This window comes from Mesorhizobium sp. L2C084A000, from assembly GCF_000502875.1.
Taxonomy (GTDB): Bacteria; Pseudomonadota; Alphaproteobacteria; order Rhizobiales; family Rhizobiaceae; genus Mesorhizobium.
The window spans coordinates 1-21752 of record NZ_AYWX01000019.1; the positions used below are offsets into that span (position 1 = coordinate 1).

22 protein-coding genes are annotated in these 21752 nt (G+C 63.3%); 10 read left to right on the plus strand and 12 right to left on the minus strand.

The window, feature by feature from the left end; genetic code table 11:
- Positions 1-371, plus strand: a 371-nt coding sequence (locus X735_RS0135125; RefSeq protein ID WP_031213734.1) for a LysM peptidoglycan-binding domain-containing protein, incomplete at its 5' end; no start/stop codon positions are given.
- 24 nt (positions 372-395) lie between these two features.
- Here X735_RS0135125 and X735_RS139080 read toward each other — a convergent pair.
- Positions 396-1190, minus strand: coding sequence for an NAD(P)H-dependent oxidoreductase (locus X735_RS139080; RefSeq protein ID WP_023813729.1), 795 nt, complete (start codon positions 1188-1190; stop codon positions 396-398).
- Between the two features lie 95 nt (positions 1191-1285).
- Between X735_RS139080 and X735_RS139075 the strand changes: the two genes are divergently transcribed.
- From X735_RS139075 to X735_RS139050, 6 genes are all read left to right on the plus strand, one after another.
- Positions 1286-2218 carry a LysR family transcriptional regulator gene (locus tag X735_RS139075; RefSeq protein ID WP_031213735.1) on the plus strand — a complete coding sequence of 311 codons (933 nt, stop codon included), beginning with the start codon at positions 1286-1288 and terminating at the stop codon, positions 2216-2218.
- 94 nt (positions 2219-2312) lie between these two features.
- Entirely contained in the window at positions 2313-2618 is a 306-nt protein-coding gene (locus X735_RS139070; protein ID WP_023813731.1) for a metalloregulator ArsR/SmtB family transcription factor, read from the plus strand.
- A gap of 76 nt (positions 2619-2694) precedes the next feature.
- Positions 2695-4575 carry an ABC transporter ATP-binding protein/permease gene (locus tag X735_RS139065; protein WP_023813732.1) on the plus strand — a complete coding sequence of 627 codons (1881 nt, stop codon included), beginning with the start codon at positions 2695-2697 and terminating at the stop codon, positions 4573-4575.
- Between the two features lie 120 nt (positions 4576-4695).
- The gene (locus X735_RS139060) at positions 4696-5043 is read left to right on the plus strand and encodes a hypothetical protein (protein ID WP_023813733.1); all 348 of its coding nucleotides are present in this window, start codon (positions 4696-4698) and stop codon (positions 5041-5043) included.
- A gap of 283 nt (positions 5044-5326) precedes the next feature.
- Entirely contained in the window at positions 5327-6025 is a 699-nt protein-coding gene (locus X735_RS139055; protein ID WP_023813734.1) for a phosphatidylserine decarboxylase, read from the plus strand.
- A 75-nt stretch (positions 6026-6100) separates the two neighbouring features.
- On the plus strand, positions 6101-6847 hold the full coding sequence (locus tag X735_RS139050) for a phosphatidylcholine/phosphatidylserine synthase (RefSeq protein ID WP_224621703.1): 747 nt from the start codon (positions 6101-6103) through the stop codon (positions 6845-6847).
- A gap of 27 nt (positions 6848-6874) precedes the next feature.
- Here X735_RS139050 and X735_RS139045 read toward each other — a convergent pair whose 3' ends face one another.
- Positions 6875-9097 (minus strand): AMP-binding protein, encoded by a 2223-nt coding sequence (locus X735_RS139045; protein WP_023813735.1) that lies wholly within the window; start codon positions 9095-9097, stop codon positions 6875-6877.
- A 124-nt stretch (positions 9098-9221) separates the two neighbouring features.
- Positions 9222-9629, minus strand: a complete 408-nt coding sequence (locus X735_RS139040) for a 4-oxalocrotonate tautomerase family protein (RefSeq protein ID WP_023813736.1) — start codon at positions 9627-9629, stop codon at positions 9222-9224.
- Between the two features lie 113 nt (positions 9630-9742).
- Between X735_RS139040 and X735_RS139035 the strand changes: the two genes are divergently transcribed.
- Positions 9743-10600: a LysR substrate-binding domain-containing protein gene (locus X735_RS139035; RefSeq protein WP_023813737.1), complete on the plus strand. Its 858-nt coding sequence runs from the start codon at positions 9743-9745 to the stop codon at positions 10598-10600.
- Positions 10601-10729: 129 nt separating this feature from the next.
- On the opposite strand, the gene X735_RS139030 is transcribed toward X735_RS139035, so the two are convergent.
- The 3 genes from X735_RS139030 to X735_RS139020 all read right to left on the minus strand — a co-directional run bounded on the left by X735_RS139030 (position 10730) and on the right by X735_RS139020 (position 14282).
- Positions 10730-11638 (minus strand): DMT family transporter, encoded by a 909-nt coding sequence (locus X735_RS139030; protein ID WP_023813738.1) that lies wholly within the window; start codon positions 11636-11638, stop codon positions 10730-10732.
- Positions 11639-11698: 60 nt separating this feature from the next.
- The gene (locus X735_RS139025) at positions 11699-12586 is read right to left on the minus strand and encodes a DMT family transporter (protein ID WP_023813739.1); all 888 of its coding nucleotides are present in this window, start codon (positions 12584-12586) and stop codon (positions 11699-11701) included.
- A 178-nt stretch (positions 12587-12764) separates the two neighbouring features.
- A complete protein-coding gene (locus X735_RS139020; RefSeq protein WP_023813740.1) occupies positions 12765-14282 on the minus strand; it encodes an alpha/beta hydrolase in 1518 nt (505 codons plus the stop codon).
- Positions 14283-14435: 153 nt separating this feature from the next.
- Here X735_RS139020 and X735_RS139015 point away from each other — a divergent pair, with 153 nt between their 5' ends.
- Positions 14436-15143 (plus strand): LuxR family transcriptional regulator, encoded by a 708-nt coding sequence (locus X735_RS139015; protein ID WP_245273298.1) that lies wholly within the window; start codon positions 14436-14438, stop codon positions 15141-15143.
- Here the strand turns inward: X735_RS139015 and X735_RS139010 are convergent.
- The gene (locus X735_RS139010; protein WP_023813742.1) at positions 15074-16081 is read right to left on the minus strand and encodes an extracellular solute-binding protein; all 1008 of its coding nucleotides are present in this window, start codon (positions 16079-16081) and stop codon (positions 15074-15076) included. The two genes, X735_RS139015 and X735_RS139010, sit on opposite strands and share 70 nt — an antisense overlap.
- A gap of 44 nt (positions 16082-16125) precedes the next feature.
- On the minus strand, positions 16126-17232 hold the full coding sequence (gene aguA, locus X735_RS139005) for an agmatine deiminase (RefSeq protein WP_023813743.1): 1107 nt from the start codon (positions 17230-17232) through the stop codon (positions 16126-16128).
- 214 nt (positions 17233-17446) lie between these two features.
- On the opposite strand from aguA, the gene X735_RS139000 reads away from it, so the two are divergent.
- Positions 17447-17953 (plus strand): OsmC family protein, encoded by a 507-nt coding sequence (locus X735_RS139000; RefSeq protein ID WP_031213739.1) that lies wholly within the window; start codon positions 17447-17449, stop codon positions 17951-17953.
- 3 nt (positions 17954-17956) lie between these two features.
- Here X735_RS139000 and X735_RS138995 read toward each other — a convergent pair whose 3' ends face one another.
- The 4 genes from X735_RS138995 to purF form a co-directional block, all read right to left on the minus strand.
- Positions 17957-18178, minus strand: coding sequence for a hypothetical protein (locus tag X735_RS138995; protein WP_013532531.1), 222 nt, complete (start codon positions 18176-18178; stop codon positions 17957-17959).
- A 158-nt stretch (positions 18179-18336) separates the two neighbouring features.
- A complete protein-coding gene (locus tag X735_RS138990; protein WP_023813745.1) occupies positions 18337-18963 on the minus strand; it encodes a hypothetical protein in 627 nt (208 codons plus the stop codon).
- 133 nt (positions 18964-19096) lie between these two features.
- Positions 19097-19843: an SDR family NAD(P)-dependent oxidoreductase gene (locus tag X735_RS138985; protein ID WP_023813746.1), complete on the minus strand. Its 747-nt coding sequence runs from the start codon at positions 19841-19843 to the stop codon at positions 19097-19099.
- Positions 19844-20193: 350 nt separating this feature from the next.
- Positions 20194-21663: an amidophosphoribosyltransferase gene (gene purF, locus X735_RS138980; RefSeq protein ID WP_013532528.1), complete on the minus strand. Its 1470-nt coding sequence runs from the start codon at positions 21661-21663 to the stop codon at positions 20194-20196.
- Between the last annotated feature and the right edge of the window lie 89 nt (positions 21664-21752).

The window sequence follows — 21752 nt, forward strand, 5'->3', positions numbered from 1 at the left end:
CCGAGGCGCCGGCCGCGGCCGGGACGGCCCCGGCCACGACGCCTGCTCCCGCCACCGAGGCTCCGGCCGTTGTGGCGGAGGCGACGCCGCCAAGCGATGTGCCCGAGACCGTGGCGCCCAAGCTCGAACATGCCGACGGCGCCGTCATCATCCGCCGCAACGATACGCTGTGGCGGATCTCGCGGCGCGTCTACGGCCATGGCGTACGCTTCTCGACCATCTACCTCGCCAACCAGGACCAGATCAGTGATCCCGACCGCATCTGGCCGGGGCAGGTGTTCAAGGTCCCGGAAAAGTCGAAGGAAGGCGAGGCAGCCGACCTCAAGACGATGGGCGAGCAGGCAACGACAGCGCCGGCCAAGACCAACTAGATCCAAGGCCGTCCAGGTCGAAATCTACTGGTGTGCTGAGCCGCTCAGGTGCAGTTTGAATCCGATCATGTTCGGATCCCCCAGGTCGGGGCGTAGTTTCATGCTCGGAATCAAATAGTCGCCGCCATTCTGCCGGCGATAGGGGATGGGTTGCGTGGTCGCGAGCGTTCTCATCCTCTCGCGCAGGCGCTCGGCGGTGGGTTCGAAGTCGGCTTCACCGAAGCGGTCGACGCTGTAGACGACGAATGGCGGAAGGACGTCGTAGCCCGGGTAGTAGAGGATCCCGTGGTTGATCGGGAACAGCAGATCATCAATTGGTCCGTTGACGCCGCGAGGGGCATAGTGCTCCTCCCAGCCGCCGGCGGTCACGATCAACATTGCGCGCTTGCCCATCAAGGTTCCCTCGCCGTAGCGGTCGCCCCATCGTTTGTCGCTATGTTCGCCCACGCCGTAAGCGAAGCCGTAGGCAAAGACCCTGTCGACCCAGCCCTTGAGGATCGCCGGCATGGCAAACCACCAGAGCGGAAATTGGAGAATCAGGGCATCCGCCCATAGCAGCTTTGCGATCTCGGCCTTGACGTCCTCTGTCAGCGCGTCGGCCTCGAAAGACTTTTTTGACGCTGCGGCAGGCATCAGCCGCGCGCCCGGCGCCAAAACCGGAAAGTCGGCCCGATCAACCGCTGATTTCCAACCCTGGGCGTAGAGGTCCGTCACCCGCACTTCGTGGCCTTGTGCCTCGAGTTCTCTGATGGCGACGTCGCGGAGCGCGCCGTTGAGCGAGCGGGATTCGGGATGTGCGAAGACAAGTAGGATTTTCATGCGGGGGACTCCGGGGATTGAAAAACTGGTCCCTTAGCTAGGCAATATCGACGCAATCCGCTATATATTCGTAATGCATAAGATTGTGCCGAATAGTGGATAAATCGGACATCACCCTCGAACGCATGCGCACCTTCGTTCGCGTCGCGGAACGGGGCAATCTGTCCTTGGTTGCCGGTGAACTGGGTATCGGACAATCGACGGTCACGCGGCATCTGCAGGAACTCGAAGAGGCAGTGGGTGCGCCTTTGCTCAGCAGGACCACCCGGCGGGTCACGCTGACCGACGAGGGCAGCCGCTACTATGCCAACAGCGTCCAGATCCTGCGCCTTGTCGAGCAGGCCGGCGACGAAGCGCGGGGCGCACGTGGCGCGCCGGCCGGCACCGTCCGGATATCCTGTACTGCCGCTTTCGGGGTCTTGCACACCAGCCGACTCATCTTCGACTTTCAGGACCGATATCCCGACATCGGCGTTGACCTCAGCCTCAGCGATGAGCGTGTCGACCTCGTCAGGGAAGGTGTCGACATCGCGCTTCGGTTGGGGCCGCTCACCGACAGCTCATTGAGGCTGCGGGCCCTCGGCCTGTCACGGCGCCTGCTCGTGGCATCGCCGGATTATCTGGCGCAGCGAGGCAGACCGGCTATCCCGTCGGATCTGTCTGGACATGAGGGTATCCGGATGTCGAACGTGGCGGGGAGTGAAACTCTTGCCTTGCAGGGCGCCGGAGGCGAGCGCCATATGGTGCCTTTCGCGGGGCGCCTGCGTGTCGACCATGGGCTTGCCGCGCGCGAGGCTTTGCTCGCGGGTCGAGGGGTCGCACCGGCTCACCGATGGCTTGTCGACGATCTTTTGGCGGCGGGCCTGCTCGAGACGATACTGGATGATTATTCACTGCCGTCCGCCCCTTTGAACATGCTGATCGTCCCGGAGCGCGCGGGCGTTGCAAGGGTCCGCCTGATGGTCGACTTCCTGGCTGAGCGGATTGCCGGCATCCCGGGGATCGAGAAGTCCAGTCCAAAGCGTTAGCCGCTATCTGCTCTGCCCAGAAGAGTAGCTTGCAGCAGCGTCGACCATCGTTTATCGCCGATGGACGATGAGCGAATCCCTAGCTGAAATAGGTATGCCTGGCTGCGCCCCGGACAGCCGAGCCGTTGCCACCCGGCTGGCAGCACTTTCGCACCCGGCTCGGATCGAAATCCTGAAATACCTGTCCGCAAGCAACTCCTGCTGCTGCCGCGAGGTTGTCGACCGTTTCGATCTGGCGCAGTCCACTGTGTCACAACATTTGAAGATACTGGTCGAAGCCGGGCTGGTCCGGTTCGAACCCGACCGTCAGCGCTCGCGCTACGAGGTCGATCGTGCCGCACTTGCCGATGTTTCCGCGTCGGTGGCCGCGCTCGTCAATTCCTGCTGCTCCGGCCGCTAGACCATGATCCCGAAAAGTGGAGCCCGGTTCTCGGACGAGATCATGGTCAAAAAGACATAAGAAGAAGGCACAAGAAATGGCCGAAAAAACCGTCTCCGACTCCTCGACCTTCAAGACGCTGCTCAATTTGTGGCCCTATATGTGGCCGGCGGATCGCGCCGATCTGAGAGCCCGGGTCACATGGGCGACGCTTCTGTTGGTCGTCGCCAAGCTGACGCTGGTCGCCGGTCCCTATTTTTTCAAATGGGCGACCGACGCGCTGGCCGGCGACGCCAAATCGGTGCCGCCGCTGCCGAGTTTTCTGCTGGCGCCGGTCATGCTGGTCGTTGCCTACAATGTCGTGCGCCTGGTGCAACTTGGCTTCAATCAATTGCGCGACGCCTTGTTTGCCCGTGTCGGCCAATACGCGGTGCGCCAGCTCGCCTTCCGCACCTTCGTCCACATGCACCAACTGTCGCTGCGCTTCCATCTCGAGCGCCGCACCGGCGGCCTGTCGCGCATCATCGAGCGCGGCACCAAGGGTATCGAGACGATCGTGCGCTTCATCATGCTCAACACGGCGCCGACCATCCTCGAATTCGCGCTGACCACCGGCATCTTCGCCTACACCTATGGCTGGAAATACGTAGTCGTCGTCGCGGTCACCGTCTGGGTCTATGTCTGGTTCACGGTCCGCGCCAGCGACTGGCGCATCTCGATCCGCCGCGACATGAACGACAGCGACACCGATGCCAACACCAAGGCAATCGACTCGTTGCTCAATTACGAGACGGTGAAATATTTCAACAATGAGGGCATGGAAGCCGAGCGCTTCGACCGCTCGATGGCACGCTACGAGGTCGCAGCGACCCGGATCTGGACCTCGCTCGGCTGGCTGAACTTCGGCCAAGGCATCATCTTTGGCCTCGGCACCGTCATCGTCATGTGCATGTCGGCGCTGGAAGTGCAGGCCGGCACGCAGACGGTCGGCGACTTCGTCTTCATCAATGCCATGCTGATGCAGCTGTCGGTGCCGCTCAATTTCATCGGCTTCATCTACCGCGAAATCCGCCAGGGGCTGACCGACATCGAGCAGATGTTCGACCTTCTGGATGTGCCGCAGGAGATCGTCGACAAGCCGGACGCGAAGCCACTTACTGTCAGCGCCGGCAAGGTCGAGTTCCGCGACGTGCATTTTTCCTATGACCCCAACCGCAAGATCCTGAAGGGCATCAGCTTCGAGGTGCCGGCCGGCAAGACCGTGGCCATTGTCGGGCCCTCGGGCGCCGGCAAGTCGACCATCTCGCGGCTTCTGTTCCGCTTCTACGACGTCCAGTCCGGCCAGGTGCTGATCGACGGCCAGGATATCAGGGACGTGACGCAGGAGAGCCTGCGCGGAGCGATCGGCATGGTGCCGCAGGACACCGTACTGTTCAACGACACCATCGCCTACAACATCCGCTATGGCCGCATCGGCGCCAGCGAGGAGGATATGCAGAAGGCCGCCGAACTCGCCCAGATCGGCCCGTTCATCGAGCGATTGCCTGACGGTTACAAGTCGATGGTCGGCGAACGCGGGCTAAAACTTTCGGGCGGCGAGAAGCAGCGCGTGGCGATCGCCCGCACCATCCTGAAGGCGCCGCCGATCCTGATGCTCGACGAAGCGACCTCGGCGCTCGACAGCCACACCGAACAGGAAATCCAGGCCGCGCTCGATCTGGTCAGCCGTGGCCGCACCACCATCGTCATCGCCCACCGCCTGTCGACGGTGATTACCGCTGATGAGATCATCGTGCTGCAGGACGGCCAGATCGCCGAGCGCGGCACCCATGCCGAGCTGATGCGCAAGCATGGCCTCTACGCCTCGATGTGGGACCGCCAGCGCGAGGCGACCGAGGCCGAGGAGCGCCTACGCATCGCCCGCGAGGGCGACGAGCTTGGCGTTGTCGTTCGTCGACGAACGTCGGAGGTGAATTGACACCGTTCCTTCTCCAACGAGGGGAAAATAGAAAATTTCCGCTTGACCTCAACTTAAGTTGAGATCGTAGGCCGTTCTTGGAGCCCGCCAACTAGCGTGTTTAAAAAACGGAGCAATCGAATGAGCGAGACAAATCAGACTGTTGACGGGGGCAGCGTGTTCAGGGTGGACAAATTCGTCGTCCCGGCCGCCGCTCGCAAGGAGATACTCGCCAAGGTCCGGACGACGCATGAATTGCTGCGCCTGCAACAAGGCTTTGTGCAGGATTTCCTGCTCGAGCAATTCTCGGGCCCAGGCGAATTCAACCTCGTCACCATCGTCGAATGGGAGAGCCAGGCGGCCGTCGACAACGTCGTGCCGATCGTTAAGGCCGCGCACGAGCGCATCGCCTTCAACCCGCAGGAGACGATCGCCCGGCTCGGCGTTCGCGCCGACATCGCCAACTATCAGAGGGTTCCCGGGCTGTAGCAAGGCTGCTACCGCCAGCCGATGCCAGGTGCCGGCGCTTCGACGCTGAGCACCTGGCCGGTGCGGGCTTCAGAAGCCTTCGGATTTGGGATCATGGACGGGCAACCTTTTCCGGCGCCTTGAACCGTCGGTGTCCCGAATTCTGCCGACAACGACACCGACCTAGCAAGCGGATCGCGACCCCTGCCGGCGCACCCAATACGGCCTTCCCTATTGTTGCGTTGCGGCGAGGGGGGCTTTCGGCTATTGAGGCCGGACTTGAAACGGAGCCTGTTTATTACCGATGAGCCTTGTCGATACGGTCAAGAACGCGTTCGTACCGATCCATCGCGAGGGCTATCCCTTCATCGCAGCCTTTGGCGCGGCGACGCTTTTCCTCGGTTATTTCTCCTCGATCCTGTTCTGGATCGGTCTGATACTGACGGCCTGGTGCGTCTATTTCTTTCGCGATCCCGAGCGCGTCACGCCGGTCGACGACCGCCTGGTGGTCAGCCCGGCCGACGGCATCATCTCGGCGGTCGGACCCGCCGTGCCACCGCGCGAACTCGGCCTCGGCAATGCCGAGATGACCCGCATCTCGGTGTTCATGAACGTCTTTTCCTGCCATGTGAATCGCGCCCCGGTGCGCGGCCGTATTGCGAAAATCGAGCACCGGCCGGGCAAATTCCTCAATGCCGAACTCGACAAGGCCAGCACCGAGAACGAGCGCAACGGCCTGGTCATCGAGAGCCCCAATGGCACGGTCGCGGCCGTCCAGATCGCCGGCCTGGTGGCGCGCCGCATCGTCTGCTGGGCCCAGGCCGGCGGCTCGATCGGCACTGGCGAGCGTTTCGGCCTGATCCGCTTCGGCTCGCGTGTCGATGTGTTCCTGCCCCTGACCGCGACGCCGCGCGTTGCCGTCGGCCAGACGGCGGTTGGCGGCGAAACCGTGCTGGCCGAATTCGGCGGTGTTGCCGGCACGCCTCTTGTTCGGGTTTCCTGACCGGTGGGCACGCAATACAAAAAGTTCGAGGCTCATGCCAGCGGCGGTCCGCGCATCCGCGAAATCCCGATGCGCATGGTGCTGCCCAATCTGGTCACCGTGCTCGCCATTTGCGCCGGCCTGTCCGGCATCCGCTTCGGCTTCGAAGGCCGCTTCGAGCCGGCGGTGGTGATGGTGCTGCTTGCAGCCTTCCTCGACGGCATCGACGGCCGCTTGGCGCGGATGTTGAAGGCGACCTCCAAATTCGGCGCGCAGATGGATTCGCTGGCCGACATCGTCAATTTCGGCGTGGCGCCGGCTCTGGTGCTCTATGCCTTCCTGCTCGACCGCGCCGGTTCGCCGGGCTGGATCGCGGCACTGCTGTTCGCCATCGCCTGCGGGCTACGCCTCGCCCGTTTCAACGTGCTCGATGACGAGAAGGCGGATCGCCCCATATGGCAGTCCGAATATTTCGTCGGCGTGCCGGCGCCGGCTGGCGCCGTGCTGGTGATGCTGCCGCTTTATCTCTATTTCCTGCGCACAGGTCTGGAGCCCAGTCGTCCAGCAGCCTTCGTCGCCACCGGCTTCACCATCCTGGTCGCTTTCCTGCTGGTCAGCCGGCTGCCTGTCTATTCCGGCAAGAGCCTGAAAATCCCGGGCGACAGGGTGTTGCCGATCATCCTGGGTGTCGTGCTCTACGTACTCCTGCTGATGACCTACCCCTGGTACACGCTGACCGCTTCGGTTGCCGGCTACCTGATCTTCCTACCGTTCAGCGTGCGCGCCTATTCGAAGCGCGCCAAGCTGGAGGGCGAGAAGGTGCCGCCTTCGGATATAGGTTAGAAGGTCGGCGGAAGTGCTTGATCTGACTCAGGCCGCGACGCCGAGCCCCAGCCTGTCGATCGCCAGTTTCCTCGTCGACACATAATCAGTCTTGCCGGAACCCAGCACCGGGATTTCCTCCACCTTGACGATGTCGTTGGGCACCATCAGTTCGGCGGCACCGGCCTGTTTGCCGAACCTGCGCAAGTCGTCGGGGTTGGCGTCGTCGGCGGTGGTGACCAGCACGATGCGCTCGCCGCGCCTCTTGTCAGGCACGGCCACAGCCGCGTGGTGCTCTTCCGGCCACAGCGACTGCACCAGCATCTCCACCGCACCCAGCGACACCATCTCGCCGGCGATCTTGGCGAAGCGCTTGGCGCGTCCGCGAATGGTGATGAAGCCTTCGCGGTCGACGGCAACGATGTCGCCGGTGTCGTGCCAGCCGGTCAGCGGCTGCAGCTCGCCGGGGCGGTCCGACGTCATGTAGCCCATCATCAGATTCGGTCCGTCGAGCCACAATTGGCCGGCGTCGGAGATGCCCTCGACCGGCTCCAGCTTCATGCGCATGGCCGGCAGCAGCCGGCCGACCGTGCCATCGCGGCCATGGATTGCCGTGTTGACGGCAACCACCGGTGCCGCCTCGGTCAGCCCGAACCCTTCGATGATCTCGGCCTGGAAGCGCTCGCGATAGACGCGGCGGGTTTCCGGCTTCACCGCCTCGGCGCCGGCGACGACGAAGCGCAGGCTGGAAAAATCGCCGTCCTTGGCGGTGCGCGCATAGTTGGCGAGGAATGTGTCGGTGCCGAACATGATGGTCGGTTTTACCTTGCGCGCAACCTCGGGGATGATCTTGTAGTGCAGCGGCGAGGGGTAGAGGAACAGCTTTACCCCGGTGACCAGCGGTAGGATGGTGCCGCCCGTTAGGCCGAAGGAGTGGAACACCGGCAGCACGTTGAGCAGGATGTCGGCAGGCGAGATGGTGATCCGCGCCTCGGCCTGCATGGCGTTGGCGTAAAGGTTCTTGTGCGACAGCACGACCGCCTTCGGCGTGCCTTCCGAGCCCGAGGTAAACAGGATCACGGCCGGCTTGGCCGCATCCTGCCGCTGCAGTGGCCAGCGCCACAGCAAGGCGGCGGCAAGCTTGTCCAGCGCGGTGACGCTGGCCCGCACATCCTCGAGCCAGAGAAGCCTGGCGCCGCCCTTTTCGATCGCCGCGACGATATCGGCAAGGTCGGCCTTCTCGACGAACGCGCGGGACGAAATCACGGTCCTTATCACCGCCGTGCGCACGGCCGCGGTGACGCTCGCCGGCCCGGCCGTATAGTTGATCATCGCCGCCACCCGGCCGGCCGACAGAAGGCCGGTGAGCGACAGCACGACGCCATTGGCGTTGGGCAGCATCACACCGACCGCTTCGCCCGGCGCCGTGACGGCCTCGAAGCGCCTGCCCAGGACGCGGGCGCCGATGAACATCTTGCGGTAGCTCAACGCACCCGAGATGACGTCTTCTATGATCGTGTGCGAAGCGCCGACGCGGTCGGCGGCATCGCGCATGGCCAGGAAAAGGCCACGATCGAGGTTGGTGCCGAAGAGCCGCGCCTCGGCGACACGGTCGAACAGCGCGTTGGTGTTCGAGGCCTGCTCGGGGTTGCGCGCCACCAGTTCGGCGATGGTCATCGGCTCCAGCACGCTGATCGACAGCTGCGGAAACCAGTGTCGTGGCGCCTTGTCCGCGGGCGTCAGCGACACCGGCAGGCTGCGCGCGCCGCCGACGAAGATCGGCACGATTTTGGCATCGGCCTGCATGGCGATGCGGGTGACGGCACGAAACAACCGAAACGTCTTGACGTCGGGCTCGACCGCATCCGGCAGATAGACGGCGAGCCGGCCCTTGCCTTTGAGCACGCGCACCAGCCGGCGGCTGACGAAGACATGTTCGGCGTTGAAGGCGATGGTACGGCCAAGCTCGCGCCAAGGTTCGAGCCACGGCGAGCGCGCCGAGACCTCATCGAGAATATGCAGCGTGTCTTCCGGCAGCAGCGACAGCATCAGCGCCGGCTCGAAGCGCGATTGATGCGAGATGACGTAGATGACTGGAGCCTGCGCCTTGCGGGCGACCCGGATGCGGCTGTCTCCGATCCGGTAGGCGAGCTTGAACGGCACATAGAGCAGCGCCTGGGTGAAGCGCAGGCCGAGGCGGAATTTTTCCGCCACGCCGATCAGCAGCCAGGCCAGAACAAGACCCGCAAGCAGCGCCAGTGTCAGGATCATGCCGCGTCTCTCCCAACGTTTTTTAGCATCTCGGCTCTTTGCGGCCGTGTCGGCCAGAACCTAGACGATGTGGGAGCAAGGTCAATGCGGAGCTTTTGCTTCCCTTGGTGCGGGAAGCTGCTTCTCACGCCGCCTGCAGCCGTCCACTGATGAAACGAAATTCCTGCGTCTTGCCGCCATAGCCATAAGCGGCTGCCGGCACTTCATGCACGAAGGCGTAGCTCTCCTCATGCACGCCGCCCAGCAGACGGCCGAAGGCTGCGAAGATCGCCTTCAGATAGGCCTCCAGTTCAAGCTTGGTATTGGTGCCGTCGACCACCTTGATATCAAGCCAGAACGTGTTGGTGCCGTGCTCGGCCAGCGACATGCCGCTGGCGAACCAGTGCTGCGGATCGACGTAGGACACGGCAACTGCCGTGATCGTCGGGTCCTTGCGCAGCTGCGTCGCGGTGATTTCGGTGGCCTCCTTTGCGATGCGAGCGGAAAGAGCCGCGTCAGGTTTGCCGGTGACGCTGATGTTGATGATGGGCATTTTTCTTCTCCTTGGCTTGAGCGGCGTCCGATCGCCGTTGAAACAACCATGCCACCATCTTTCGATCAAAAAAATCGAATTGTTTTTAACTGAAGATTCGATAAGATCGAAGTATGGAAACGCTGGATCCCGATCTGCTCCGAACCTTCCTAGCTTTCGTCGACAGCGGCTCACTGGCCAAGGCGGCTGCAAGCGTCGCACGTTCGCCCTCGGCGGTGACCGCCCAGATGCAGCGGCTGCAGGAAATCGTCGGCGAGCCGCTGCTGGCGCCGCAAGGGCGAGGGCGCGGCTTGACCCCTGCAGGCGAAGACCTCGTCGGCCATGCTAGGCGGATCCTTGCCGCCCATCGCGAGGCATGGCTGGCGCTTAAGGGCGCCCGCGCTGCCGGACGCGTCGCCATCGGCACGACACAGGATTTCGCCGACAGCGGCCTGCCGGATCTGCTGCGTGCCTTCGCCGGCAGCCATCGGCGCGTCAGGATCGAACTGCGGGTCGGCCGCTCCGCCGAACTGGCGCAGGCGCTGCAGTCTGGCGGCCTCGATCTGGCGATCGTCATGCGCCAGGCGGCAGCGCCGGACGAAGTCGGTGTGCTGCGCGAGCCGATGATATGGCTATGCTCACAAAAGGGGCTGGCCACGCGGCAGGAGGAACTGCCGCTGGCGCTGCTCGACCCATATTGCGGTTTTCGCGAAGCAGCACTTGCCGCACTCGATGCTGCCGGCCGCCGCTATCATATTGCTGCCGGCAGCGCCAGCCTGGCCGGCCTGCGCACGGCGGTGAACGCCGGTGTCGCGCTGACGCTGCGAACGGCCCGCTTTGCCCATTCCGGCATTGTCGAGGCACCGCGCGAGCTTGGCCTGCCACAGGTTCCAATGGCTGAGTTCGCCATCCGGCTGCGCGCTGGCGCCGATGGTCCGGCGGGCGATCTGGCGGCCCTGCTCGGCGGTAACCTTGCCCTGTCGGGCGGTTGAATGAAGAAAAAGCCGACCTTACGGTCGGCTTGGAGTAGGACGGGCCGAGGGGTTTGGGGGGACTTGGGGATGGCCCGTCGCAGCAATAATGCCTGACCCGGATGATGGTTCCGTGACCGCGTCACTTTTTTAAGAAATATTTGATGCTAAGCGTTGCGAGCGGGCCATCAGCCAATCCCGCCCCGCATGGGCAAACACCGCACACAACACGATGACGCCGCCGATCATGCTGGCGGCTGGGGCAATCTCGCCCAGGAACAGGAAGGCAAACAGGATCGCGAACGGCACTTCGGCTGAACCGAGCAGCCCGGATTCGGCCGGCGGGATGAGCCGCGCGCCCTCCGTCCACAGGGTCGAGGACAGCGCGAAGGACGCGCCGAAAGTGGCGAGCAGAACGGCATCCCTCGGCGAAACGGCCAGCGGATCGGTGACGAACCAGCCGAGCACGAACAACAGGAAGGCCGAAACCGCACCGGCCCACACCACGGGCGTGTCGCGGAAGGCGCGCACCATGATCATGTAGAGGCCGCTGCCGATGGTCATCAGCAGTGCCAGTCCGTCGCCGAACAGATTGCCGGTGCCGAAGCCGGACCAGACCATGATCGCCACGCCGCACAGCGACACGGCGGCGGCGACCATCGTCTGCAGTCGGAACGGTTCCCGTGTCAGAACCCACGCCAGCAGTGCGGTGACGAAGGGCGCGGTGGCGTAGATGACAGCGACATTGGCAACGAAGGTGAACTTGAACGCCGAGATGAAGGCAATGCTGGCTAGAGCGCCTTCCACCGCAAGCAGCCAGCCGCGCCAGCCAAGGCGTAGCGTTTCGCGATTGCCGGATCGGTGACGCCGCCACAGCACATACAGGCTGATCAGGATCGCGCCGACAAAGCCACGCCAGCAGATGATGGTCAGCGGGTCGGCATGGATCGACTTGGTCAGAACGCCGGTCAGGCCAAACACTGCCGCCGAGGATGACACCAGGATGATGCCGAGCGTACGCTCCGCGGCGGTGTCTATGGTGGCTGCAATCTCAGTCATGCCACCAGCCTACGTCGTTGCGTGCTGACATCGTGGTGTCAGCAGTGATGGTGATCCACATCATAGCCGTTTGCGGAAATGCTCGGTGCCGACGATCAACAGGCCGGCGGCGACGATCAGCGCAGCGCCCAGGAACACCTCGCGACGCGGCACGTCGCCCCAGATCGCAAAGCCGAGTGCGAATGCCCACAAAAGCGAGGTGTATTCCAGCGGCGCGAGGACCGAAGCCGGTGTGCGCTTCATGCCTTCGAAGAGAAGGTATTGTGCCAGGCCGCCGAGTGCGCCGACGCTGGCAAGGAGCAGCAACTGAGCCCCGTCCGGTGTCCGCCACCACAACAACGCCGGCACCGCCGAAAACAGCAGAAAATAGAAATTGTTGAGCAGGAGTTGGATCATCGAGCGCTCGGCAAGGGCGGTTTTGCGCAAGAGCACGATGGCGATGCCCCACAAGAAGGCGGCCGCCAGCACCAGCAGCACCGGCACGGACAGGCCGAGATGGGTCGGATCGCAAGCGATGAACACGCCGGCAAAGCCGATCAGCACCGCCAGCCAGCGCAGCATCGGCACCTTTTCGCCGAGCAGGAACACCGAAAACACGGTGACAATGATTGGGGCCGCGTAATAGACGGTGGTCAGTTCGGCCAGCTGCAGGCTGCGCGCCGCGTTGTAGTAGCAGAGCCACGCAGCAAGCGTGAAGGCACTGCGCACCAGCATCGGCCGCACGATCGGCGAGCGCATCGTGTCAGCAAACAACTGTCGTCCGCCGATCGCCGCGCACGCACCCAGAATGGTGATGCTGCGGAAGAACATGATCTGCCAGACGCTCATGCCGACGACCAACAGCTTGATCGAAGCATCCTGTGTCGAAAACAGCAGATAGGCCGCACCGGTCAGCAGGATGCCTGCAAGAACCCGCTCGCGTGTTTCGAGAATGGCGATATCGGCCATAAGGCGCGTGGGACCAAAATTGCCGGAGCGGCAGAAATGCTGTGAGGAGCGACACAAGGGAACTGTGAATTCAGCTCCCTTGGCACCAAGCTATACGGGCGAAAACCGCTGCGGCGCTACGCCAGCCCCGTGCTTATGTTGGGGCAGGGGTCCATGGCGAGTTGCACTGTCGCCAAGCCTATTGCGTCGCCTGGTAAAGCTCCGAAGCGGCCTCTTTCAGCGCGCGCCGACCATCGGATCGGAAATACATCATGTGCCCGCCCTCGACGACATCGAGACGGATAGGCTTGGCATTGGCGAGCGACGGGATCTGGTTCACCAGGTAGCGCGAGGCGAGGTAAGGTGTCACCAGGTCGGTGTAGCCGTTGACGATCACGACGCCCAGCGAAGGGTTCAGCGAGCGCGCCCGTTGCAGATCATCCATTACGCCGGCATAGCCTTGCCGTGACGCGCTGGTCCCGTAGTCCCAATTATGACTGATTTCGCCATTGAGCAGCCGATAGCTGACATCGGTGCGAAAATGCAGTTCGTCGCTGATATAGCCGACGAACGCCGACGTCAGCGCCGGCACGCTGCGGTCGAGCACCGGATCCGGGCCGGCGATGCGGGCGCTCTCGGGCGCGATGTCGGCCGTGCCGATCGTGGCGTCATAGGGGCTGAGCACCTTGCCGCTGGCGCGGGCGAACTCCCTTGCGAACAGGCCGGTGGGAATGCGGGCGGAGTTCCGCTGCACCAGGTCGAGCGGCAGGCCGGTGATGTCAGCCACGCGTTGGCTGGCCAGCCGCCTGCCTTGCTCCAGTCCGCTGGTGATTGCCGTGAGGTAATCGCCCATCGCATAATGTTCGACGTCTGCCAGCTTCTCCCGCAATGCATCGCCGCTGACGCCTTCGGCGCGCAGGCGCACCGCCGCCAGTGAAGGCAGTTCGAGCGCCCAATGCAGCGGCTCGAATTCGTCGGGCTGCACCAGCGTGAACTCCAGCGCCGGGGAGATCAGCACGATGCCGTTCGGACTGATGCCGATATCTTCCTGCAATGTCCTGGCGAGCAGCGCCGCGCGGAACCCGCCATAGCTTTCACCGGCAAGGAACAGCGGCGACCCGGTGCGGCCGTTCTGCGCGAGATAGAGCCGGATGAAGGCGCCAATCGAGCTGGCATCCTGGTTGACGCCCCAGAAATCGCGCGTGTCCTGCCCCGGTGCCTCGCGGCTATAGCCGGTTCCCACCGGATCGACGAAGACGAGATCGGTCATGTCGAGCCAGCTGTCGGGATTGTCGATCAGTCTTTGCGGTGACGGCAGGAATTCGCCGTCGGCTCCCGTCGCGATTATCCGTGGACCGAGTGCGCCGATATGCAGATAGGCGGACGCTGCTCCAGGGCCGCCGTTGAACACGAAGGTGATCGGCCGCTGCGGGTCTTTGGCCCCGCTTGCCGGCGGCTCCAGCGTGTAGGCGACATAGAAGATCTCCGCCGTGACGTCGCCCTTGCCGGAAAGCAGCGACAGTGTCGCCGCCTTTGCCTGGTAATCCAGCTTGCTTCCGGCCAGCGTGATCGAATGGTCGGTTGTCTGTGGCGGCGGCAGCAGGGACAGAACGCCGCCCGAGGGCGCCGGCCGCTCCGCTGTTTCAGCCAGGACGGGCTGCGCCAGGACGGCAAGCATCGGCAGGATAAGGCAGATCAGTTTCAGCTTGACCGGCATGATGGCTCCGCGACAACGACTCCCGCATAGGTATGGCCGAGAGGGTCGAAGTCAAAGGAAATGGCTGTTTTGAACTTGCAACGGCTTGCGCTAGTGTGAGCCGGAATGCAGTCGAATGTTTCCCTCGATCAGTTTGGACGCTGGAGCGGCGGTGTGGCCGCTGCGGCCGTTGCCGCGACTCCCGAAGAATTGTCGGCTCGCTTCACGGCAGCGGCGAGCGAGTTGCTTGGCTCCGACCGCGCCTATGTCGGCTTTTACCGTCGCGATATCACGTCCCTGACCATCGACGATGCCGGCCCCGATCGCTGGAACCGCGACTACGATGCACGACTGTATCGCCAGGATCCCTTCTTCCAGAGGTTCGCCAGCACAAGGCAGGATTTCCTGTTGCCGCTGTCGGCACTCCGCAATGTTGACTTCCAGCGCACCCCCTACTATCGCGAATTCTTCGGCCCTTCCGACAGTTTCGACGAGATCACCGGTGTGTTCAATCTCGACGGGCTGACCGCTGGCTATGTCACTTTTCTCAGGCGAAACGGGGCAGAACCGTTTGGCGAGCAGGATCTGGCAACGGCTTGCGCGGCAAGCAGCGCGACAAGGCTCATTTTGGAAAGATTGCTTCATCTGTGCCGCTTCCGGCACAAGGGCGCCGCAATCGGTGACGCTCGCTCGCGGCTGAGCAGGCGCGAGGCCGAAATTGCGCGGCACCTGGTCGATGGTGGCAACGCCAAGACCATTTCGCGAAGTCTCGCCGTCTCGCCCGGCACCGTCCGCAACCACATCAAACAGATCTACCGCAAGCTCGGCGTGCACTCCCAGGTCGAGCTGCTGGCGACCCTCCGCGACGTCGCTCGGGATTGACGGCTTCCGAGCGGCGCTAAAAGCGCTACGCGCTTTCCCGGAAAAACCGCTGCGCACTTTTCCCGGAATTGCTCTATTGCCCCGTCACGCGCATCTTTCGGCACCGCCATCGTATCGAAGTTGATGAGCGTGCCTTCCCTGGGGATGGAATAGGCGATCTCCAGCTTCTTCACGGATTCCGCCGCACGGGTCCTTGCCTGGAGTATGTCGCCCGACCAGCCCAACACCACGCAGATGTCGCCGTTGGCGAGGTCGTTGATGTATTTGGACGAATGGAAATAGCGGATGTAGGGTCGCACCTTGCCCATCAGGTCCTCGACCTTGGCGAGGTCGTCGGGACTGGTCGATTTGGGGTCGATGTGAAGATAGTTCATCGCCATCGGGATGACTTCGGCCGGCGCATCGATCATGGCCACGCCGCAATCCGAGAGCTTCTTGACCATTTCGACGTCGAAGACCATGGCGAAGGAATCCGTCGGCGCGTCCGGCAGCCGCTGTTTGACCGCGGCGACGTTGTAGCCAATGCCGTCGGTGACGGCCATGTAGGGCACGGCATGCAGGTTCTGTGGGTCGGCGCCGGCGATCAGCGCCAAGGCTTGCGGATCGATCTTCGAATGGTTGGCAAGCTTCGATGTGTCGAGTTCCAGGAAAGCCCCCGCCTTCACCTGGTTTTTCAGGAACGGATAGGCTGAAGGGTAGACCACGTCATATCCCGAACCGCCGGTGAGCAGCTTGGTTTCAAGCACCTCGTTGCCGTCATAGACATCGTAGCGAACCTTGATGCCCGTCTCCTTCTCGAATTTCTCGGCCGTGTTCGGAGCGATGTAGTCGGACCAGTTGTAGACGTTGACGATTTTTTCCTCGTCCGCCGAAGCGGCACTTGCGCAGATGCCGCACGTCAGCCCGGCAAGCAGGGTTGAGAAGATCAAAGCGCGCATGAGTGTTCTCCTTTTCACTGCCGGTTTTTGGCGGGCGTCATCCGTCAACGTCGTTGCGGGGCATAGACCGGCAAGGTGATGCAGGCGACATTGCCGCCGCCCAGCAGGATCTCGCGCGAGTTTTCGATGCCGACTATCCGGTGATCGGGGAACAGCGCGGCCAGTTCTTGCTTGGCCTTTACGTCGAGATCGCAGCCGAACTGCGGTACCACCACGACGCTGTTGCCCGGATAGTAGTTGATGTAGCTCGCCGCGATCCGGTTCCCGGCGGGTCGCGCCCAGGTCGAATCGAGCCGGTCCACGCTGTCGCTCTCTTCTGGCGTCATCTCGATTGGCAAGGGATGGGGCAGCCGGTGGACCTCCAGCGCGCGTCCACGCGCATCACGGGCCGAACGCAGCATCTCCTCGGCTTCCCGCACGATCTCATATTGCGGGTCCTCCCGATTGTCGGTCCAGCTCAGCACGACCACACCGGGGCGCACGAAGCAGCAGACGTCGTCGACATGACCGTCGGTCTCGTCGAAGGCAAAGCCGCGTGGCAGCCAGATGATAGTGTCGACGCCGAGATAGTCGCCAAGCTGGCGTTCCACCTCGACCTTGCCGAGATGGGCATTGCGATTTCGGTTGAGCAGGCATTGCTCCGTCGTGATGAGCGTGCCCTGACCGTCGCACTGCAGCCCGCCACCCTCGGCGATCAGCGGCGCGCGGTAGCGATCCATGTTCTCGATTTCGAGCACTTTTTGCGCGGCCAGATCATCGAGGTCCCATGGCACGTAGAGGCCGCCGTCAAAACCGCCATATGCGTTGAAGATCCAATCGACGCCACGCACGTCGCCATGATCGTTGACGACGAAATTGGGACCGCTGTCGCGCAGCCAGGAATCGTTGGTGGACATTTCCACGACGCGCACATGGCCAGGCAATCGCGCCCTGGCATTCTGCCATTGGCGAGCGGATGCAGCCACGGTCACCGGCTCGCTTTGCGCGATCGCCGCGGCGACATCGACGAACAGTTTTTGCGCGGGCTTGGCACCGAGGCGCCATGTGTCCGGTCGCTCCGGCCAGATCAGCCAGCAGCCTGATTTGGGTTCGAATTCGCCGGGCGCGCGAAACCCATCCTGTTTCGGCGTTGTCGAGAGGGTACGGGGCATCTGGGGACCGCTGGAAAATGGAGTGACGACTTGCCCGGATCAGACGTTTTTGGGACCTTGTCCGTCAATGTCCCATTTGGGATATCGGTCTTTGTGCGCCGGCGGCGGCTACCTCGTATTGCGGAATGGCATTGCCTTCCATGGCGATCGGCGCAAATCTCGACCGGACGGCGCTATGCCGGCGGCGGGAAAGGCTGACGAAAGGGGACAGCGGATGGATGCGACCGAATTGAAGGCCATGCAGGCGCCGCTGAAGCAGGCCTATCGCGATGACGCTTCGCAGGCTCTGATCACGCTTCGCGCCAAGGGCTCGATCGACGACCAGTCGGTTGCCTGCAAGGTGGAGACGGGCAGGGCGCTCGCCATCGCCGGACTGCATCCGGCAACAGGCGGCTCAGGCCTTGAGCTCTGCTCGGGCGATATGCTGCTCGAGGCCTTGGTGGCCTGCGCAGGGGTGACGCTGAAGGCGGTGGCGACGGCGCTCGAGTTCAAGCTCGGCGCCGCCACGGTGGAGGCCGAAGGCGATCTCGATTTTCGCGGCACGCTCGGTGTCGCCAAGGATGCGCCCGTCGGCTTTCGCGCCATCCGGCTCAACTTCAAGCTCGACACGGATGAGCCGCAGGAGCGGATAGATTCGCTGCTGAAGCTGACCGAGCGCTACTGCGTGGTGTTCCAGACCATCAGACAGAAGCCAGAGCTGACGGTCAGCGCACGGCGCTGACGCTTACTGTGCCGACGGCTCTTCGGCGTCGCCTTCGTCTGTGAAGGGCGAGGCGCTCGGCACGCATTGCACCGACCAGCCGGCTGGTGTCGGCTGCTTCTGATATTCGGTGATGGCGGCCGTGCACTGTTCGCGCTTGTCGAAGGTGCTGGGCAGCACGACCATGCCGCCCTGCGGGCCGGCGATTACCAGATACCAGACCAACGCTGCTGCGGTCGTAGCCATGGGGATTTCCTTGTTCTGCCAGTGGGCGCTTGTTGTGGGAGTCGCTGCGATCCTACCAACTCCACGGAAATGACGAAAGCATGACCCCCTTCCATCGCCACATCACAGCCGCGTGATGTGGCGATGGGTTTCAACCTGATTTTTGAAGCCCAATCGGCTCAGTTGGTGGCAAAGCAATAGAACAGGCCGTCGCCTCCGGTGCCCTTCAGCGCCTCCTGGCTGCAGCCGCCGCGCGAGGCATGCGAGGAATTCCAGGATTTTGCGGCAGCCGATTCGTCGAGGCCGGTGCGGTCATGATGGCCCATCATCGCGGCTCCCTCGGCCCCGCTCATCGTCCAGTCGCCGCAGGTCTGGTCGGCGATCTTCGTGCCGTCGGGCTTGGAGCCGGTCAGCACGTCGTGGCGGTTCGGCTTGTCGCCGCGGCCGTTGACCACTTCACCTTTCTCGTTCAGCGCCGTCTGCTTGGTGATGCCGTTGGCGTCGCTGTGCAGGGAGGCGACGTCGTCGGCGATCTTGACGCCCTTGGCGTTCACCCACGGCCCCTTGCCGATGCGGTCGCGCGCATCGGTGTCGCTGGTCGACAGATAGGCAGCCCAATTCTTGCCGGTGACGCCGGCGGCTTCCGCCAGCGAGGCGCAATGCGCGTCGGCACCCTTGAGGCCGCCGAGATCGGCGCCCTTGCCGGAACCGACGCTGGTGACGAAGAAGCTCATCTTTGCGTCTTGCGAATAGGTGGCGCCGGTGGCTGCGATCAGGGCGGCGGTGGCGAGAAGCAATCTGCGCATGGTGGTTCCTCCGGTTTGGGCTTCGACTACGTCGAAGAAACGTTTCCGGAGGCCTGTTTAATCCCTACGCATGCCGCCCAAAAGTGTGCAGCGGTTTCGGAAAAACCGGCATGCATCAAAAAAGACCCAAGTTTTATTCCGGCTGACGATAGGCGACGAAGCGATTGTGCTTGGCCTGGAAGATCAATCCGGTCTCTTTCAGCTCCGGGCTGGCCAGCGGCACGATACGTTTGGCGATCTCCGAGGGGTGCGGCAGCGTCTCGGGATCCTCGCCTGGCACTGCCTGCGCCCGCATGGCGGTGCGGGTGGCGCCGGGGTCGGCGGCGTTGACGCGCAACGGCAGGCTCTGCGTCTCATGCGCCCAGGAGCGCATCATCGTCTCGACCGCCGCCTTGGATGCCGCATAGGGCGCCCAGAAGGCGCGCGCCGAGTGCGCCGCGTTGGAAGACAGGATGATCGCCCTGCCGGCGTCGGATAGCCGCAACAGCGGGTCGACCGAGCGGATCAGCCGCCATGTCGAGGTGACATTGATGGTCATCACCTTCTCGAAGGTTTTTGCTTCGACATGGCCGATCGGCGAAATGACGCCGAGAACGCCGGCATTGGCGACGAGAATGTCGAGCTTGCCCCAGCGCTCGTGGATGGCGCCGCCCAGCCGGTCGATGCCGGCCATGTCGGCGAGGTCGAGCGGCACCAATGTCGCCTGGCCGCCGGCCGCCTTGATCTGGTCGTCAAGCTCTTCCAGGCCGCCGACAGTGCGCGCCACCGCGACGACATGCGCGCCGGCGGCAGCCAATTCCTTGGCGATGAAATAGCCGATGCCACGCGAAGCGCCGGTGACGACCGCAACGCGGCCGGTGAGGTCGAGGGGAGGGTTCAACGGGCAACTCCGAAGGTTAGTGCTCTAACTCGGACTTGGCTCTGCCTCGTCAGCCTGCGTGATTGGCGAAAACGGGGATGAGAGCGCAATCTCCCCCCTTGCGGGGGAGATGTCCGGCAGGACAGAGGGAGGTGTGAAGGATCGCCAATTTCCGAAATAATCCGCCCCCGAGAGAGAACCAGGCTAGGCGCGTGCCTTTGATTGGCTGACAGGTTGGCGGGACAGCACCCCCCTCTGCCCTGCCGGACATCTCCCCCGCAAGGGGGGAGATCGGCTGTTTCGAGGAGGGCGCGACAAAGCGATCGCGGCGAAATTTGCAAACCGGCGAAATTCACGGTTGCCGCAAGAGCCTACGTCCCGCTCGTCGCCAGCAGCGACAGCGTGCGCACATTGTCGTGGCCTTCGAAGTCGAGCAGGCGGGTCGGATACTGGCCGGTGAAGCAGGCGTCGCAGAATTGCGGCTGGTCGTTGTCGCGGCTGGCCTCGCCGACCGCGCGGTAGAGCCCGTCAATGGTGAGGAAGCCAAGCGAATCGACACGGATGAACTCGGCCATTTCCTCGATCGACATGCGCGATGCCAGGAGCTTCGATTTCTCCGGCGTGTCGACACCGTAGAAGCAGGACGCGCGTGTCGGCGGTGAAGCGATGCGCATATGCACCTCCTTGGCGCCGGCGTCGCGCACCATCTGCACGATCTTCTGGCTGGTGGTGCCGCGCACGATACTGTCGTCGACCAGCACCACGCGCTTGCCCTCGATCATGCGGCGGTTGGCATTGTGCTTCAGCTTGACGCCCATGTGGCGGATCGAATCGCCCGGCTGGATAAAGGTGCGGCCGACATAATGATTGCGGATGATGCCGAGCTCGAAGGGAATGCCTGCGGCCTGGCTGAAGCCGATCGCCGCCGGCGTGCCCGAATCCGGCACCGGCACGACGATGTCGGCCTCGACCGGGCTTTCGACCGCCAGCTCGGCGCCGATGCGCTTACGCACCTCATAGACGTTACGGCCTTCGACCGAGGAATCCGGCCGCGCGAAATAGACATATTCGAAGATGCAGAAGCGGGTCTTCTGCGGTTCGAAGGGGAACAGGCTCTCGATGCCCTTGGACGTGACGACAACCATCTCGCCGGGCTTCAGGTCGCGAACGAAACGCGCGCCGATGATGTCGAGCGCGCAGGTTTCGGAGGCCAGGATCCAGGCGCCGTCGAGATCGCCGAGCACCAGCGGCCGGATGCCGAGCGGATCGCGGCAGCCGATCATCTTCTTGGCCGTCATCGCCACCAGCGAGAAGGCGCCCTCGACCTGCCGCACCGCATCGATGAAACGCGAGTTCAAGTCGCGTTCCTTGCTGGTGGCGACGAGGTGCAAAAGCGTCTCGGTATCGGAGGTGGAGGAGAAGATCGCGCCTTGCTTCTGCAGCGCGCGCTGCACGGTCATGGCGTTGGTCAGATTGCCGTTGTGGGCGACGGCGAAGCCGCCATCGGCCAATTCGGCGAAAAAGGGCTGGATGTTGCGCATGCCGGCGCCGCCCGTGGTGGCGTAGCGCGTATGGCCAATGGCGCGGTTGCCTTGCAGGCTGTCGATGACGCGCTGCTTGGTGAAGGTGTCGCCAATCAGGCCGACATGGCGTTCGACATGGAACTGGCTGCCGTCATAGGAAACGATGCCGGCCGCTTCCTGGCCGCGATGCTGCAGCGCATGCAGGCCCAGTGTAACGATGGCCGCAGCGTCCTGCCGGCCGAAAATGCCGAACACACCGCATTCGTCGTGGAAATGGTCGTCGGCCTCGGCGGAAAGCACGTCGTCTGCGTCTGCCATCTTAAGCTCCGCTAAAATCGCCATATAATGCGGGTTCGCGCCGAAAGCAACGCGGGCCGTGCGGTCGTTCACACCATCGTCAGATCCTG